We start from the raw sequence: 17,080 nt of genomic DNA on the forward strand, positions 1-17,080 counted from the left end.
GTCGACCGGCCCGGACGCTCGAGGGGACGGCCGTGCACGCCTGGGTGGTGGAGCAGCCCGCGCCGATCGACGAGGGGCCGCTGGTCCGCGTGGAGCGCCCGCTCCCGGAACCGGGGGCCGGCCAGGTGCGCGTCGACGTGGTCTGCTGCGGCGTCTGCCGCACCGACCTGCACGTCGCCGAGGGCGACCTCCCGCCGCACCGGCCCGCGGTCGTGCCCGGCCACGAGGTGGTCGGCCGGGTGGCCGCGCTCGGTCCCGGGACCAGCCGGTTCGCCCTCGGCGACCGGGTGGGGGTGGCGTGGCTGGGCCGCACCGACGGCACCTGCCGCTGGTGCCGGCACGGCCGGGAGAACCTCTGCACGGCACCGGTCTTCACCGGCTGGGACGTCGACGGCGGCTACGCCGACGCCTGCCTGGTCGACGAGCGCTTCGCCCACCGGCTGCCCGACGGCGTCGACGACGAGCACGCCGCGCCGCTGCTGTGCGCCGGGATCATCGGCTACCGCGCGCTGCGGCTGGCCGAGGTCCCGCCCGGCGGCCGGCTGGGCGTCTACGGCTTCGGCGGCAGCGCGCACCTCACCGCCCAGGTGGCCCTGGCCCAGGGGCTGCGGGTGCACGTGCTCACCCGCGGCGAGCACAACCGCGCCCTGGCCCGCGAGCTCGGCGCGGACTCGGTGGGCGACGCCCGCGACGCCCCGCCCGAGCCGCTGGACGGCGCGATCCTCTTCGCCCCGGCCGGCGACCTCGTGCCCGTGGCGCTGCGGGCCCTCGACCGCGGCGCCACCCTCGCCGTCGCCGGCATCTGGCTCTCCGACGTCCCGCGGCTTGACTACGCCGCCGAGCTGTTCGGCGAGCGCCGGCTGCGCAGCGTCACGGCCAACACCCGCCGCGACGGCGAGGAGTTCCTGACCCTCGCGGCGCGGCTCGGCGTTCGCGCGACGACGGTGGCCTACCCGATGGACGACGCCCCGCGGGCGCTGGCCGACCTCGCACACGGCCGGTTCGGCGGCGCGGCGGTCCTGCACCGCTGAGCGGAGTGCTCCGGCGCGGTTCCCGCGCCCCTCGCACTCCGCCGGCAGCCGTCAGGCGCCGAAGCGGTGCTCGAAGCGGGCCGACAGCAGCGTCCCCAGGACGGCCGGGATCCAGAAGACGAGCAGGCGGAAGGCCAGCGCGGCCGCGCAGGCGTCGGCCAGCGGAGCGCCGAGGGCGGTGAGCGCCAGCAGCAGGGTGACCTCCGCGGCGCCGGGGGCGCCGGCGGCGGGCAGCAACGCCCACAGCAGGTGCAGGCCGGCGTAGGCGGTGGCGGTGGCCAGCACCGGCACCGACGCGCCGACGGCGTGCATCGCGGCGGCCAGCGCGACCGCCTCGAGGGCGACGCCGACGACCGACCAGCCCACCTGCGCGCCGCGGTGCCACGGCCACCCGGCGCCGTCCCGGCCCGGGCCGCGGCCGAGGGTGCGCACGACCTGCCGGCGCACGTGCGGCCCGGTGTCGTTCCGGCGGGCCAGCCACTGGCCGGCCATCACCAGCGCCCAGGCGCCCAGGCCCAGCGCGACGGCGGGCACCAGCGCCGCCGGGGTGCGCCAGCTGCCCAGGCGGCCCTCCTGCAGCGCCAGCGCGAGGGTGCCCGCGGCGACGAGGACCGCCGCCACGACCTCGCCCGTGACGTACCGGTCGACCGCCCGCCGGGCCGCGTCGGGCAGCACGCCGGCCCGCTCCAGGAAGCGCGCCGCCGACCGGCGCCACCCCTCACCGCCGTGCAGCAGCGACGCCCCCTCGGCGCCCATCGACGCGCCGTAGGTCCGCCCGAGGGCCAGCCGCCGCTCGACGGTCAGCAGCGCCGCGGTCGCGTGGCCGGCCCGGGCCAGCACCGCCAGCGCGACCGCGGCGCCCAGCCAGCGCCAGCCGTCGTCCTCCACCGCGTCGACCAGCCTGGGCGCGCCGGCGAGCAGCGGCACCCCGACGAGGACCAGCACGCACCCGGCGGCGACGGCCAGGCGGGCGGCGGCGCCGGGCGGCCCGAACTCCGGCCGGTCCGGGTCGGGCAGGTCCAGCCGCCGGCGGACGGCGGTGCGCAGCGCGTCCAGCCGGGGGCGGTCCGCCCGGACCTCGGCGCGGGTCGCCGACGACAGGCTCAGCGGCGCCAGCCCGGGCAGCGCGGTCGCCACGACGTCGCCGCCGAGGACCGCGACGGCGGTGTCCACGACCAGCGCCGGGTCGGTGCGCAGCGCGAGGGAGGCCATCAGCTCGGCGACGTCACCGGCCATCGCGTCGTCGTCGGCGCCGGTGAGGGCGTTGCCGAAGTCGACCACCCACACCCGCCCGGCGGCGTCGACGAGGACGCTGGCGGCCACCAGGTCGTGGTGGGCCACCCGGGCCTCCCGCAGCAGCGCGACCTGGTGCCACACCCGCGTGAGCAGCGCGGGGGTCAGCTCATCGGCCGGCAGCTCGTCGAGCCCCCGCCCCGGCACGAACTCCTGCACGACGAGAGCGCCGCGCTCGCTGCCCCGGGCGAGCAGCACGAGCGGGACGCGGACACCGCGCCCCCGCGCGGTCATCGCCGCCACCGCCTCGTGCTCGGCCTGCTGCCCGAGCGGTGCCACGGCGTCGGCGTCCTTGACGTCGCGCACCGCCAGCAGCCGCCACAGCCGGTAGAGCCAGTCGCGCTCGAAGCGGTCCGGTTCCAGGAACTTGACGTAGAGCCGGCCGCCGCGCTCGTCGACGGCCTCGAACGGGTGCGAGCTGCGCGCCCGCACCGCCGCCGGCCGCAGCTCGCGGACAGGCAGGCCGTAGCGCTCCAGCAGCCGCCCGACCGGTGCGGTCCCCACCTCCCGCCGCGGCACGCCGAACGCCCAGTGGACCACGGAGCCGATCGCCCAGCCGAGCGCGAGCCCGCAGACGACGTCCAGCGGCAGGTGCGCGCCGACGTACACCCGGGCCAGGGCCACCGTCCAGGCCAGCGCCCACGCCCACCGCCGTCCCCGCCGGGACACGTACGGCACGACAGCGGTGGCCAGCGCCGCCGCCACCGCGGAGTGCCCGGAGACGAAGCCGAGCCCGCCCACCGGCCCCTCGGGCAGGTTGACCTCGAGCTCGAAGCCACCCGGCCGCTCCCGCTGCACCAGGTTCTTGACCAGGTCGGCGGCGAGGTAGGCCAGGCCGCCGGAGACCAGCAGGTCCCGCGCCAGGCGGAACCGCCGGGTCAGGGCGGCCAGGCCGGCGAGCACCGGCACCGCCACCACGTTGCCCAGCTGCATGACCGCCCAGACGACCGGGAAGACCGCCGCGGGCAGGTCGTTGACGAGGCGGAACACGTCCCGCTCGAGCACCGGCAGCACGCCCCGCTGGGCGACGAGGAGACCCAGCCCCAGGACGGCGAGCCCCAACCCGGCGCGCACCAGGTCGACCGGGTGCCGCTGCACCGGCCGGCGACCCGGGCCCGGCCGCGGAGCCGGGAGGTCCCGGCCGGCGGGCGCGGCGACGCGCGAGGTCATGCGGGGAGTCCACACCGTCCGCGCCCGGCCCGCTCAGGGTCTTCCGGCCCGAGCCCTCCGTCCCGCCGGACACCGACGGAGGGCGGTGTCCGGCCGGCAGCGGCCCCCGACGCTGGAGGGGCCCCGCCGGCGGCCGGCGCGACCGCGGAGGACGGGCGGGCGAGCGGGGAGGACCGACGCCGTGACCGAACAGCACGACCTCTACCCGGTGCGGGTCGACGCGGCCCTGGAGTCGCCGCTCTCACGCTGGCTGTGGCTGGTCAAGTGGCTCCTGCTCGTCCCGCACGCGATCGTGCTGGCGTTCCTCTGGATCGCCTTCGTCGTCCTCACCGTCGTCGCCTGGTTCGCCATCCTGGTCACCGGCCGCTACCCGCGGCCGCTGTTCGACTTCGACGTCGGGGTGCTGCGCTGGAGCTGGCGGGTGCACTACTACGGCCACGCGGCCCTGGGCACCGACCGGTACCCGCCATTCACCCTCGCCGACGTGCCGGACTACCCGGCGCGCCTGGACGTCCCGTACCCCGAGCGGCTCTCCCGGGGCCTGGTGCTGGTGAAGTCCTGGCTGCTGGCCATCCCGCACCTGCTGGTCGTGGCGCTGTTCGCCGGCGGCGGCACCTGGCTGGCCGGCCGGCAGGGGCCGGACGACTCCTGGTGGGCCGCCGGCGGGCTGGTCGGCCTGCTCGTGCTCGTCGCGGGCGTCGTCCTGCTGTTCACCGGCCGCTACCCGGAGCCGGTCTACGACTTCGTCCTCGGCATGGACCGCTGGGTGCTGCGGGTCGCCGCCTACGTCGCGCTGATGACCGACCGCTACCCGCCGTTCCGCCTCGACACGGGCGGCACCGACCCCGCCTCCGCGCCCGGCGCCCCGCCGCCGGCTCCGGCCGCGCCGTCCGGCCCGGCCGCCGGGTGGTCGGCCGGCCGGGTGGTCGCCGTCGTCGTCGGCGCGGTGCTGCTGCTGGCCTCGACCGGCCTGCTCGCCGGGGGCGGCGGGCTGGCCTGGGCCGACGCCACCCAGCGCGAGGGCGGCTACGTCTGGACGCCGACCGAGGACCTCAGCACCGAGCAGTACGCGCTGGCCACCACCGCGATCACCCTGGACACCGCCGGTGAGGAGTGGCTGGTCGACGACGTGCTCGGCGACGCCCGGCTGCAGGTCACCGCCGAGGACCCGTCGACCGAGCTGTTCCTCGGCGTGGCGCCCAGCAGGGACGTCGCCCGGTACCTCGACGGCGTCGGCCGGCGCGTGGTCGCCGAGGTCGGTCCCCAGGGCGGCGCCCGGGGCGTGGAGGTGCGCGGCGGTCCGCCGGCGCAGCCCCCGGGCGACCTCGACATCTGGACGGCGCAGGCGCAGGGCCCCGGGACGCAGACCCTGACCTGGACGCCGTCCGACGGCGCCTGGACCGTCGTGGTGCTGCGGGCCGACGGCAGCGCCGGCGTGGACGTCGCGGCGCGCGCCGGGATCACCGCACCGGCGCTGCCCTGGCTGTGGGCCGGCCTGCTGGTGCTCGGCGGGCTGTTCCTGGTGGCCGGTGTCCTGCTGGTGGCGCTGGCCGTGCAGCGGGCGCAGGCCGTGCCCCCTGGGAACGTGCCGCCCGGCATGGTGCCGGCCCCGCCCGGGCCGGCCCCGGCGATGCCGCCCCCGGCGATGCCGGCCCCGCGGTCCGAGCCGGCTCCCGGCAGCCCGGCCGGCGGTCCGGCCGGCAGCTCCGTCGGCACCCCCGCGCCGGGGAGCGAGCGCTGACCGGCCGTCGGCGGTCCCGCACGGTCCCGTAGGCGCGGCGCCGCGCGCCCCGGGGCCGAGGGCGGGCGGATGATGCGCGGGTGACCGCCGACGGGACGCCGGTCGGGGAACTGTCCGGGGCAGCCGCTCCGGCGGTGCGGCACGCGCGCGTCCCCGCGGTGCGGGCCCGGCGTCCGGTGTGGCCGGCCGGGAGCGGCTCCCGTCGCCCGTCGGGGCGCGAGCGCGACGTCCCGAGAGTGGTGTCGCGGTCGGTGTGGGCGTACGGCGCGGCGTTCGCCGGAGCGGTCGCCCTGCTGGTGCTGTGGAGCGGGCGGCCCGGCGGGCTGCCGGCCCTGGACCGGGCGGTGCACGACCTGCTCGCGCCGGCCGGCGCGCCGCCGGCCTGGGCCGCCGACCTCGGCCGGGTGGGCGTGCTGCTCGGCTACCCGGTGCTGTGGGTGCCCGTCGTCGCGGTCCTGGTGTGGACGGCGCGCTGGCGGCACCTGCTGGTCTACGCCGGGAGCATCAGCGCGGTCGCGGCGGCCGCGCAGCTGGCCACCGGCGAGTCCGACCTGCACCGGCTGCTCCGCGAGGGGGTCACCGGCTCGCCGGGGGAGCTGAGCCTCACCGCGTGGCCGGTGATCGTGCTGTCCACCGTGGCCACCGCCGACCTGCTGGTGCTGACCCCGTCCGGGCGGCTGCGCCGATGCGGCTGGGCGGTCGTGGTGCTCGTCGTCGGCGGGCTGGCGGCGGTGCGCGTGGCGCTGGGGGTCGACACGGCGTCCAACGCGGTGGTCGGCGCCGCGCTCGGGTGCGGCGCCGCCGGGCTGCTGTTCGGCCTGCTCGCACCCGAGGACCGCTTCCCGGTCACCCTGCGCCGGGCGGACAAGGCCCACCTGGAGCTGGACGACGACCGCAGCGCGCGGGTGCTGCGCGCCGTCCGGGACCAGCTCGGCATCGAGGTCGCCGCGATCGAGCCGTACCGGCTGGACGGCTCGGCGGGCTCCACGCCCTGCCGGCTGCGGCTGGCGGCCGGCCCTCCGGAGCACCTGTTCGGCAAGCTCTGCGCGACGCCCCACCTGCGCTCGGACCGCTGGTACAAGCTGGCCCGGGTGCTCCGGTACGGCCGGCTGGAGGACGAGGCGCCGTTCGCCACGGTGCGCCAGCTGGTCCAGCACGAGGACTACATGCTCCGGCTGATGCGCGACGGCGGCGTGCAGGTGCCCGAGCCGGTGGGCGTGGTCGAGGTGCAGCCCGGCCGGGAGTACCTGCTGGTGACCGAGCTCGTCCCGGACGCCGTGGAGGTCCTCGAGTCGGGGGTGCCGGACGCGGTGGTCGACGACGCCCTCCGCCAGGTCCGCCGGCTGTGGGCCGCCGGCGTGGCCCACCGGGACCTCAAGCCGTCGAACGTGCTCGTGCAGGGCGACCGGGTGGTCCTCGTCGACGTCTCGTTCGGCGAGCTGCGGCCGACGCGCTGGCGGCAGGCGGCCGACCTGGCCAACGTGCTGCTGACCCTCGCGCTGGTCGCGGGCGCGCCGCGGGTGCTCGAGCGCGCCCTGGCGTTCTTCGACCGCGACGAGCTGGCCGAGGCCTTCGCCGCCACGGGCTCGCTCACCGTGCCCACCCAGCTCGCCCGGCGGCTGGACGAGGCCGACGGCGACCTGCTCGAGGAGTTCCGCTCGCTGCTGCCGCCCGCCCCCCGCATCCGGGTGCAGCGCTGGAGTCCGCGCCGGGCGCTGCTGACGCTGGCCACCGTCGGGGGAGCGGTGCTGGCGGTGGTGCTGCTCGCGCTCAACCTCCGCGCCGGCGGGCTGCTCTGAGCTCGGGCCGCCTCACCCGGCGCGGTCGGCGGCCTCCCGCAGCCAGCCCGCGACCTCGTCGTCCACCTCGGCCGGGTCGCGCACCTCCAGGTGGTGCACCCAGTGGTCCCCCGTGGGGTGGACGACCTCCTTCCACCGCGGGGACCCGTCCTGCCGGCCGAGCGAGACGGTGAGCACGACCGCCGCCGGGGACGAGCGCAGGTACCGGTCCGGCCGCCACAGCCAGGCGAACCCGCGCCGGCGGCGGAAGCCCACCTGGCTGGTGGTCACGCGCACCTCGGCCGCGCCGGCGGCGTCCACCGTCGCGGCGACCCGCTCGTACACCGCCAGGCCCAGCGGGGAGCCGGCGAAGAACTCCTCGGGCGTCCCGGTCCCCGCGGCCCGCTGCTTCGGCGTCACGTCCCGCGGTCCCGTCCCACTGCGGACCTCCGTCCCGGTGCGGTCCCCCTGCAGCGCAGACGATCGTCCGTCCGACCCGAGCCGGACGCGGTCGGAAGGCGCTCCGGCGGAGGGACTTCGGACCCGGCGGCCGCAGCTGACCGGGCGGGCACCTGCGGCGACCCCGGAGTCACCACGCGCCGTCCGCCCGGGTGCAGCGGGGACCGTCCCGTTCCACGACGGCGCCGGGGGAGGCCACCATGCCCTCGCTCCCAGCCGGGTCCCCGGGGAGCGCGCTGTCCCGGCCCGAGGAGCCGACATGTCGATCGACGCAGCGACCACCCGCTTCCTGGACGCCTTCGGCGGTGAGGTGGTGCGCCCCGACGACGCGGGGTTCGCCGCGGCCCGCGCCGCCGCCATCTGGAACGGCGACATCACCCGTCAGCCGGCACTGATCGCCCGGCCGCGGACGGCCGAGGAGGTCGCCGCCGCCGTCACCGCCGCCCGGCAGAGCGGGCTGGACCTCACCGTGCGCGGCGGAGGGCACGGGGTCGCGGGCAACGCCGTCGAGGACGGCGCGGTCATGATCGACCTGTCCCCGCTCGACGGGGTCCGCATCGACCCGGACGCCCGGCGGGCCACGGTGGGCGGGGGCGCGACGTGGGCACCGGTCGACGCCGCCACCGCCCAGCACGGCCTCGCGGTCGTCGGGGGCACGGTCAGCCACACCGGCGTCGCGGGGCTGACCCTCGGCGGCGGCATGGGGTGGCTGACCCGGCGGCAGGGGCTGTCCTGCGACAACCTGGTCCGAGCCACGCTGGTGACCGCCGACGGACGGGTGGTGACCGCGTCCGAGGAGCAGGACGCCGAGCTGTTCTGGGGCCTGCGCGGCGCGGGGACGAACTTCGGGATCGTCACCGAGTTCGAGTTCGCCCTCCACCCGGTCGACCCCATGGCGAACCTCGGCATGTTCTTCTGGGCGATCGAGGACGCCGGCGAGCCGCTGCGTGCTCTCCGCGGCTACTTCGAGCAGCTCCCCGCGGACATGGGCGCCCTGGTGGCCGGGCTGTCGGTGCCCCCGGCGCCGGGGATCCCGGAGCAGTACCACGGGCGGACGGCGCTGGCCGTGCTGGTCGCCGACTGGGGCAGCCCCGAGGCGCACGCGGCCGCGATCGCGCCGCTGCGCGACCTGCGCCCGCTGACCGAGCTGGTGACCCCGATCCCGTACACGGCCCTGCAGCAGCTCCTCGACGAGAGCACGGCCTGGGGCGTGCACGCCTACGAGAAGGGTCTCAACCTCGACGAGCTGCCCGACGAGGCGATCGACATCATGATCGACCGCGTGGGGCGCAAGACCTCCCCGCTGTCGTTCATGCCGGTCTTCCCGCTGGGCGGCCGGTACGCGGAGATCCCGGACGACGCCACCGCCTTCGGCGGCAACCGGTCGACGCGGTGGTCGCTGACCTTCGCGGCGCAGGGGCCGGACACCGTGACCCTCACCGCCGAGCGGGAGTGGGCCCGCGACTCCTGGCAGGCGCTGCGGCCGTTCGCCCAGGGCGACGGGGCCTACGTCAACTTCCTCGGCGAGGTCAACGAGCTGCGGGTGCGGGCGACCTACGGGGAGGAGAAGTACCGCCGCCTGGCCGCGCTCAAGGCCGTGTGGGACCCCGACAACGTCTTCCGGCACAACGCCAACGTCCCCCCGGCGGCCGGCGTCCCCGCGCCGCGCGAGCCCGCGGGACAGGACGTGACGACGCCGGCGACCTGACCGCGTTTGTGCTGCTGGTGCCCGGCCTACCAGGCTGAGGGGACCGCGACCGCCCGGAGGCACCATGACCAGCACAGGCACCGACACCACGGTGGACATCACGGCGACGCCGGAGTGGGCGGCGGTGGCCGAGCACCACCGCACGCTCGCCGGCCGCACCCTGCGCGACCTGTTCGCCGAGGACCCCGACCGCGGACGGCGGCTGGCCGCGCGCGCCGGCGACCTGTACCTGGACTGGTCCAAGCACCGGGTCACCGACGAGACGATGCGGCTGCTGGTCGCGGTCGCCGAGCGGGCGGGGCTGCGGGAGCGGATCGACGCGATGTTCCGTGGCGCGCACGTCAACCCGACGGAGGACCGCGCCGTCCTGCACGTGGCGCTGCGCGCGCCGGCCGACCGCGCTCTGGAGGTCGACGGGCAGGACGTGACCGGCGACGTGCACGCGGTGCTGGCGAGGATGCGGGCCTTCGCCGAGCGGGTCCGGTCGGGGGAGTGGGTCGGCGCCACCGGACGGCGCATCCGGGCCGTGGTCAACATCGGCATCGGCGGCTCCGACCTGGGTCCGGCCATGGCCTACACGGCGCTGCGGGCCTACAGCGACCGCGACCTGACCGCGCGGTTCGTCTCCAACATCGACCCGACGGACTTCGCCGAGGCCAGCCGCGACCTCGACCCGGCCGAGACGCTGTTCGTCGTCTGCTCCAAGACGTTCACCACGCTGGAGACGCTGACCAACGCCAAGGTGGCCCGCGACTGGCTGCTGGCCGGCCTCGGCGGCGACGAGTCCGCCGTCGCCAAGCACTTCGTCGCGGTGTCGACCAACACCGAGGCGGTGCGCGAGTTCGGCATCGACCCCGAGAACATGTTCGAGTTCTGGGACTGGGTGGGCGGCCGGTACTCCTACACCTCGGCGATCGGCCTGTCGCTCATGGTGGCGATCGGTCCGGAGGCCTACGACGAGATGCTCGCCGGGTTCGCCACCATCGACGAGCACTTCCGGACCGCCCCCTTCGAGCAGAACCTGCCGGTGCTCCAGGGGCTGCTCAACGTCTGGTACACGGACTTCTTCGGCGCCCAGACCCACGCCGTCCTGCCCTACAGCCAGTACCTGTCCCGGCTGCCGGCCTACCTGCAGCAGCTGACGATGGAGAGCAACGGCAAGTCGGTCCGCTGGGACGGGCAGCCGGTGACGACGTCGACCGGCGAGGTCTACTGGGGCGAGCCGGGCACCAACGGCCAGCACGCCTTCCACCAGCTGCTGCACCAGGGGACGGTCCTCGTGCCGGTGGACTTCATCGGCTTCGGCGAGCCCAACCACGACATCGGCGAGATGCACGACCTGCTCATGGCCAACCTGTTCGCCCAGTCCGCGGCGCTGGCGTTCGGGAAGACCGCCGAGGAGGTGGCCGCCGACGGGACGCCGGCGGCGCTGGTGCCGCACAAGGTCATGCCCGGCAACCGGCCGTCGAGCACGATCCTCGCGCCGAAGCTGACGCCGTCCACGCTCGGGCAGCTGGTCGCCCTCTACGAGCACACGGTGATGACCCAGGGCGTCGTCTGGCAGATCGACTCGTTCGACCAGTGGGGCGTGGAGCTGGGCAAGGTCATGGCCCGCGAGCTCGCACCGGCGCTGACCTCTGCGGAGGCCCCGGAGCTGGACCAGGACCCCTCGACGGTCGCCCTGGTCGCGCACTACCGGCAGCTGCGCGGCCGCCCCGCCTGAGCGGGAGGGGCAGGAATGGCCGCTTCTGCCCCTCCCGGTTCAGCCCAGGTCGGCGGCGACCATCGGGACCAGGGTGAGGTGCGGGTTGTTCTGCTCGAGCACCCGCAGCGACCACTTGTCGGTGAACAGCGCCAGCAGCTGCCCGTCGGGGCGCTGCAGCACCTCGGCGTTGCGGTTGGCGGCGAGCTCGGCGGCCGACGCCGCGTCGGTGATCCGCGCCAGGGTGTAGGGCAGCGGCTCCAGGGAGATCCGGGCGCCGAACTCGTGCTCCATCCGGTGCGCGGCCACCTCGAACTGCATCGGCCCGACGACGGCGAACACGGGCGCGCCGTCCCCGCGCCGCTCGGAGACCAGCACCTGGACGACGCCCTCGCCGGCCAGCGTCTCGATGCCCTTGCGGAACTGCTTGTAGCGGCTGGTGTCGGCGACCCGGGCGACCGCGAAGTGCTCGGGCGCGAACGTCGTCACCGGCGGGTAGGTGACCGGGCGTCCGGCGTGCAGGGTGTCGCCGACGCCGAGCGCCGCGGCGTTGACCAGGCCGACGACGTCGCCAGGGTAGGCGGTCTCGATGGTCTCCCGGTCGCGGCCGAAGACCTGCTGGGCGTACTTGGTGGCGAACGGCCGGCCGGTGCGTGCGTTGGTCACGACCATGCCCCGCTCGAAGACGCCGGAGCACACCCGGATGTAGGCCAGCCGGTCCCGGTGCCCGGTGTCCATCCCGGCCTGCACCTTGAAGACGAAGGCGCTGAACGGGGCGTCCAGCGGGTACGGCTCGCCGGCGGCGTCGGGTCGGGCGGCGGGCGCCGGGGCCAGGTCGACGAGGGCGTCGAGCAGCTGGCCGACGCCGAAGTTGGAGACGGCGGAGGCGAACAGCACCGGCGTGGTGGCCCCGGCCAGGAACAGCTCCTGGTCGTGCTCGGCGCCGGTCTCGGCGAGCAGGTCGGACTCCTCGAGGGCCTGCTGCCAGGCCTCGCCCTCGCGCGCGGCCGCCGCCGCGGCGGGCAGCACCTCCTCGGGGGCGACGGTGGCGCCGCCCGCGGTGCGGGTGAAGTGCCGGTAGGTGCCGTCGCGCCGGTCGAGGACGCCGCGGAAGTCGCCGGCGATGCCCACCGGCCAGGTCAGCGGCGTGGGGGTGAGGCCGGTGCGCTCGGTGATCTCGTCCATCAGCGCGAGGGCGTCCATGCCGGGCCGGTCCCACTTGTTGACCACGGTGATCACCGGGATGCCGCGGTGCTTGCAGACGGCGAACAGCTTCATGGTCTGCGCCTCGAGGCCCTTGGCGGCGTCGACGAGCATCACCGCGGCGTCGACCGCGGTCAGCACCCGGTAGGTGTCCTCGGAGAAGTCGGCGTGGCCGGGGGTGTCGAGCAGGTTCACCACGCAGTCGCGGTAGGCGAACTGGAGGGCCGCCGACGTGATGGAGATGCCGCGGTCGCGCTCCATGTCCATCCAGTCCGACACCGTGCCGCGCCGTCCGGCCTTGCCGTGCACCGCGCCTGCCGAGCCGATCACCCGGGCGTGCAGGGCCAGGGCCTCGGTGAGCGTCGACTTGCCGGCGTCGGGGTGGCTGATCACCGCGAACGTCCGCCGCCGGGCGGACTCCTCGACGATCGGGTCGGCCGCCGGACGTGCGCCGACGGTGGCCAGAGGGGACGTGCTCACGGAGGACTCCTGGGGACGCGCGCGGGGCGGGGCTGCCCTCGCCGGACCGCTGGTCCGCGATGACCGCGCGCAGTCCCGGGGTGCCCCTCCCTCCGACGTTACGGCACGCCGGAGTGCCGGGGGTGCGCCGTGACCGGTCAGTCGCTCAGCGCAGCTCCTCGACCAGCCCGAGGATGACGCCGGCGGGGCCGCGGACGTAGCAGTACCGGTAGGCGTCCCCGTACTGCGCCACCTCGCCCACGAGCTCGGCGCCGTGGGCGCGCAGGCGGGCGAGGACGTCGTCGACGGCGTCGACGACGAACGTGAGGCGGGGGATGCCCGGGGTGTTCACCGGCGCCCTCGGCGCAGCGCCGGTGGCCGCCGGCGAGTGGAAGGTCGACAGCTCGACCCGGCCGGAGCCGTCCGGGGTCCGCAGGAAGGCGAGGTCCGCTCGGACGCCGTCCAGCCCGACGAGCTGGTCCACCCACTCGCCCTCGACCGCTGTCTCGCCCTCCAGTTCCAGCCCCAGGTCGACGAAGAACGCGACGGCGGACGGGAGGTCCTCGACCACGACGCCGACGTGGTCCATCCGGTGGATCGTCATGCCGCCGCAACGTAGGGGACCGCGGACCCGACCGGCGTCGTCCGGTGGACCGACGCACTCCGCCGCGGGCGTGGCGGAGTGCGTCGACCGGGCTCAGCCCCGCCCGAGCTCGGCGAAGGTGTCGGCCACCCAGTCGGCGACGAACGTGCTCACGTACATCAGGTGGTCCAGCCCGATGTGCTCGGTCGCGCCCTCCTCGGGGGTGAACACCCGCAGCTCGCGCTTGGGCGAGTTCACCGCCTGGTCGTACGAGCGGTGCGCGTACTCCAGCGGGATCTGCCGGTCGTTGGCGCCGTGGGCGACGAGGAAGGGCACGGTGATGTTCTCGACGACGCCGTCGAGGTGGACGTCGTCGGCGAACTCGATGAACTGCTGCAGGTCGGTGTGGCCCCACACCCACAGCACGTGCTCCCAGTAGTGGGGGACCGGCCGCTCGCCCTCGCGCTCCAGGCGCCGGCGCTGCACCGCACCCCAGTTGTGGTTGGCGCCCCAGGCCACGCAGAGCGCGAACCGCTTCTCGAACGCGGCCGCGCGCGGGGCGTAGTAGCCGCCGAGGGACCAGCCGACGATGCCGATGCGGCTGGTGTCGACGTCGGGCCGCTGCTCCAGCCAGTCGACGGCAGCGCCGGCCCAGGCCTCGGTGTCGATGCGGGCGGTCAGCCCCTGCAGCCGCAGCGCCTCGCCGGTGCCGGGCTGGTCGAGCATCAGGCAGGAGATGCCGCGGGCGGCGAGCTCGGCCCAGTGGTCGGAGGAGTACATGTGCTCCTTGGTGGAGTCCAGCCCGTTGACCAGCACCATCACGGGGGCGGGGCCGTGCTCGGTGGCCGGCGCGGCGCTGAAGTAGGCGGGCAGCGTCGTCCCCTCGTAGGGGATCTCGACGCGGGAGACGCGCGGGCTGTGCAGCTCGAAGGCCTTCTGCGCCAGCTCCAGCAGCCGCCGGTAGGTCGGGATCCGGTTCGGGTCGGAGTGCGCGAGCATCCGCTCGGCCTGGGCCAGGTAGTTCGTGGCGCGGGAGTAGAGCTGGCCGGCGGTGCGGGTGTGGCCGGCCTTCTCGGCCTCCTCGGCCTGGCCGACGAGCTGGTCGGTCAGCGCCGTCCAGGCGCGGAGGAAGTCCGGCGTGCCGGCGTCCTCCCCGGCGTTCGCGGCGTCCTTGATCGGCCGGCAGGCGCGGTCGACCTCGTCGATCAGCCCGCCGGAGTTCAGCGTCGCGACGACGCTGAGGTTCCAGGTGTAGGGGCCGGTGGGGAAGTACTCGAACACGGTGCGGTTCCTCTCGGGTGGTTCAGGAGGCGGCGCGGACGGCGTCGCTGATGCTCTTCACGCCGCCGTGGGCGGTCATCCCGCCGTCGACGGGGATCTCGGCACCGGTGACGAAGGAGGCCTCGTCGCTGAGCAGGAAGGCGACCAGCGGGGCGACCTCGTCGACGGTGCCGGTGCGGCCGAGCGGTGTCTCGGCGACGTTGGCGGCGCGGAACGCCGGGGCCGCCGAGGCGGTCATCGGCGTCTCGATGTAGCCGGGGTGCACGGTGTTGACCCGGATGCCGTGCGGGCCGAGCTCCAGGCACGCGGCCTTGGCCAGGCCGCGCAGCGCCCACTTCGACGCGGTGTAGGCGACGGGGAAGTGGCCGGTCAGCGCGGCCACCGAGCCGACGACGACCACCGAACCGCCGGCGGTCATCAGCGGGGTGAGCGCCTGGATGCCCAGCAGGGTGCCGGTGACGTTGACGTCGGCGACCCGCGCCAGGTCGGCCGGGCGGAGGTCGGCCAGCCGGGCCCGCCAGGTGACCCCGGCGTTGGCCACCAGCCCGGAGGCCACGCCGTACCGGGCTCGCAGGTCGTCGGCGAGCGCGGCCCAGCCGTCGGCGTCCGTGACGTCGAGCTGCCGGTAATCCACGCCCGGCAGCTCCTCGGCCGGCTGGGGCTCCACATCGCAGCCGAGGACCGTGGCGCCCTCGGCCGCGAGCAGCCGCGCCTCGGCCGCACCCTGCCCCTGGCCGGCGCCGGTGACGACGACGACCTTGCCCCGCAGCCTCATGCCGGGCGCTTGCGCAGCCGTGGCCGTGGCCGGGCGGGGCGGACCGGGGGGAGCTCGAGGCCCTCGACGACGCGGTTGCGGATGGTGCCGATGCCCTCGACGGTCATCTCCACGACGTCGCCCGGCCGCAGCGGCGGAGGTGCGGCCTCGCCGCGGCGGCCCCACAGCTCGGCCAGGCAGCCGCCGTTGCCGCAGGTGCCCGAGCCCAGCACGTCTCCGGCGCGGACCTCGGTGCCGCGGGAGGCGTAGCTGATCAGCTCCTCGAACGGCCAGCCCATGTTGCTCAGCAGGTCCTGGCCGACCTCGGTGCCGTTGACCGACACCCGCAGGTCGAGGGCGAGGAAGCCGTCGTCGTCCCGGTAGGGCTCGAGCTCGTCGGCGGTGACCAGCCACGGGCCGAGGGTGGTGGCGGAGTCCTTGCCCTTGGCCGGGCCGAGCTTGACCGCCATCTCCCGGAACTGCAGGTCGCGGGCCGACCAGTCGTTGAGCACCGTGTAGCCGAAGACGTGGTCGCGGGCCTGCTCGGGCGTCAGCGACGCGCCGTCCCGGCCGACGACGACGGCCACCTCGAGCTCGAAGTCGAAGCGCTGCGAGCCGGGCGGGACGGCGACGTCGTCGAACGCGCCGACGAGCGCGTAGGGGTTGGTGAAGTAGAAGGTCGGCGCCTGGTACCACTCCGGCGCGACCGCCTCACCGTTCGGGGCGACCATCCCCTCGACGTGCTCCTCGAACGCGACGAAGTCGCGCACCGTCGGCGCGGCCAGCGGCGGCAGCAGCCGGACGTCGTCGATCGGCACGGCCGGCCGGTCCAGGGCGACCGCGCCGAGGTCGAGCGCGGCGGGGAGCCCCGCGCGGACGAGGTCGAGCACCGTCGTCCGCGCGGGGAGCTCGTGCAGGCCGGCGTCACCCACGACGCCGGCGCGGACCTCGCCGTCCGCCTCCCAGGTGGCGAACCGCATCAGACCGGCGGGGCCACGAACAGGCCCTTGTCCGGGTCGTTGAACGACTTCGCGGCGACGAACTCGTTCATGGCGTTGGCCGTGCCCCACTGGTCGGAGACCTCGGGCTGGGTGAAGTCGTAGACGTGCGGGTGCCAGGAGTCCTCGTCGAGGACCTCGAGCTCGGTCGTGTACTCGACGGTGTTGCCGTGCGGGTCGAGGAAGTAGCTGAAGGTGTTGTTGCCGGCCATGTGCCGGCCGGGGCCCCAGATCTTCTCGACGCCGGCGCGCAGCAGCCGGCCGGTGCCGCGCATGTACTCGTCGATGCCGCGCAGCTCGAAGCTGGCGTGGTGCAGCGAGGGGTGCGGGCCGCGGGCGATCGCCATCGAGTGGTGCCAGGCATTGGTGCGCAGGAACCACATCATGTTGCCCATCCGCGGGTGCATGAGGGTGTCCGACAGGGAGAAGCCCAGGTGCTTGTCGTAGAAGGCGACGGTGCCCTCGGGGTCGGCGGAGTTGATCACCACGTGCGACAGCCGCACCGGGATCGACTCGCCCGCCTCGACCGGGCGGTGCTGCCGCACGGCGACGTCCGAGCTGACCTCGATGGTGCGTCCCTCGTTGTCGAAGAACCGGAAGCCGTAGCCGCCGCCGGGGGTCTGCAGGGTGCCGGGCTCGGTCACCAGCTGCACGCCGTCGGCGGCCAGCCGGCCGGCGAGGGTGTCGACGTCGGCGGCGTCCTTCGCGCCGAAGGAGATCAGGTCGATCCGCTTGTCGGCGGACTCCCGCAGCCGGACGACGTACTGCTCGGGGCTGCCCTCGGCGGCGAGGAAGGTGAGGCCGGAGTCGGTGTGCTCCTCCTTCAGGCCCCAGGTGTCGGTGAAGAACTCGCGCTGGACGGCGAGGTCGGGCACGGCCAGGTCGACGTGCCGCAGGTGGGTGATCAGGCGCTGGGTCAT

13 protein-coding genes are annotated in these 17,080 nt (G+C 75.7%); 5 read left to right on the forward strand and 8 right to left on the reverse strand.

Annotated elements, in window-relative coordinates:
- Positions 1–32 precede the first annotated feature (32 nt).
- Positions 33–1,031, forward strand: coding sequence for a zinc-dependent alcohol dehydrogenase family protein (locus tag ACI789_RS21420; protein ID WP_456919548.1), 999 nt, complete (start codon positions 33–35; stop codon positions 1,029–1,031).
- 51 nt (positions 1,032–1,082) lie between these two features.
- Here the strand turns inward: ACI789_RS21420 and ACI789_RS21425 are convergent, their stop codons facing one another.
- Entirely contained in the window at positions 1,083–3,494 is a 2,412-nt protein-coding gene (locus ACI789_RS21425; RefSeq protein WP_457011440.1) for a phosphatase PAP2 family protein, read from the reverse strand.
- 181 nt (positions 3,495–3,675) lie between these two features.
- Here ACI789_RS21425 and ACI789_RS21430 point away from each other — a divergent pair, with 181 nt between their 5' ends.
- Together ACI789_RS21430 and ACI789_RS21435 are read left to right on the forward strand one after the other, a co-directional pair.
- Complete coding sequence (locus ACI789_RS21430; protein WP_457011441.1) at positions 3,676–5,235, forward strand: DUF4389 domain-containing protein; 1,560 nt, start codon at positions 3,676–3,678, stop codon at positions 5,233–5,235.
- 80 nt (positions 5,236–5,315) lie between these two features.
- Complete coding sequence (locus ACI789_RS21435; protein WP_457011442.1) at positions 5,316–7,034, forward strand: RIO1 family regulatory kinase/ATPase domain-containing protein; 1,719 nt, start codon at positions 5,316–5,318, stop codon at positions 7,032–7,034.
- 12 nt (positions 7,035–7,046) lie between these two features.
- Here the strand turns inward: ACI789_RS21435 and ACI789_RS21440 are convergent, their stop codons facing one another.
- Positions 7,047–7,433, reverse strand: a complete 387-nt coding sequence (locus tag ACI789_RS21440) for a DUF5655 domain-containing protein (protein WP_457011443.1) — start codon at positions 7,431–7,433, stop codon at positions 7,047–7,049.
- A 298-nt stretch (positions 7,434–7,731) separates the two neighbouring features.
- Here ACI789_RS21440 and ACI789_RS21445 point away from each other — a divergent pair, with 298 nt between their 5' ends.
- Together ACI789_RS21445 and pgi are read left to right on the forward strand one after the other, a co-directional pair.
- Positions 7,732–9,180 carry an FAD-binding oxidoreductase gene (locus tag ACI789_RS21445; RefSeq protein WP_457011444.1) on the forward strand — a complete coding sequence of 483 codons (1,449 nt, stop codon included), beginning with the start codon at positions 7,732–7,734 and terminating at the stop codon, positions 9,178–9,180.
- A 64-nt stretch (positions 9,181–9,244) separates the two neighbouring features.
- Positions 9,245–10,903, forward strand: coding sequence for a glucose-6-phosphate isomerase (gene pgi / locus ACI789_RS21450; protein WP_456919554.1), 1,659 nt, complete (start codon positions 9,245–9,247; stop codon positions 10,901–10,903).
- A gap of 39 nt (positions 10,904–10,942) precedes the next feature.
- On the opposite strand, the gene ACI789_RS21455 is transcribed toward pgi, so the two are convergent.
- The 6 genes from ACI789_RS21455 to ACI789_RS21480 all read right to left on the reverse strand — a co-directional run bounded on the left by ACI789_RS21455 (position 10,943) and on the right by ACI789_RS21480 (position 17,080).
- Positions 10,943–12,565: a peptide chain release factor 3 gene (locus ACI789_RS21455; protein WP_457011445.1), complete on the reverse strand. Its 1,623-nt coding sequence runs from the start codon at positions 12,563–12,565 to the stop codon at positions 10,943–10,945.
- 145 nt (positions 12,566–12,710) lie between these two features.
- The gene (locus ACI789_RS21460; protein WP_457011446.1) at positions 12,711–13,148 is read right to left on the reverse strand and encodes a VOC family protein; all 438 of its coding nucleotides are present in this window, start codon (positions 13,146–13,148) and stop codon (positions 12,711–12,713) included.
- A 93-nt stretch (positions 13,149–13,241) separates the two neighbouring features.
- Entirely contained in the window at positions 13,242–14,408 is a 1,167-nt protein-coding gene (locus tag ACI789_RS21465; protein ID WP_457011447.1) for an alpha/beta hydrolase family protein, read from the reverse strand.
- Between the two features lie 22 nt (positions 14,409–14,430).
- Entirely contained in the window at positions 14,431–15,183 is a 753-nt protein-coding gene (locus ACI789_RS21470) for an SDR family NAD(P)-dependent oxidoreductase (RefSeq protein ID WP_457011448.1), read from the reverse strand.
- On the reverse strand, positions 15,180–16,142 hold the full coding sequence (locus tag ACI789_RS21475; RefSeq protein WP_457011450.1) for a fumarylacetoacetate hydrolase family protein: 963 nt from the start codon (positions 16,140–16,142) through the stop codon (positions 15,180–15,182). The genes ACI789_RS21470 and ACI789_RS21475 overlap by 4 nt, the downstream gene beginning before the upstream one ends.
- Positions 16,142–17,080 (reverse strand): VOC family protein, encoded by a 939-nt coding sequence (locus ACI789_RS21480; protein WP_457011451.1) that lies wholly within the window; start codon positions 17,078–17,080, stop codon positions 16,142–16,144. Before ACI789_RS21480 ends, ACI789_RS21475 begins: the two co-directional genes overlap by 1 nt.

It is taken from the genome of Geodermatophilus sp. SYSU D00965 (assembly GCF_054050075.1).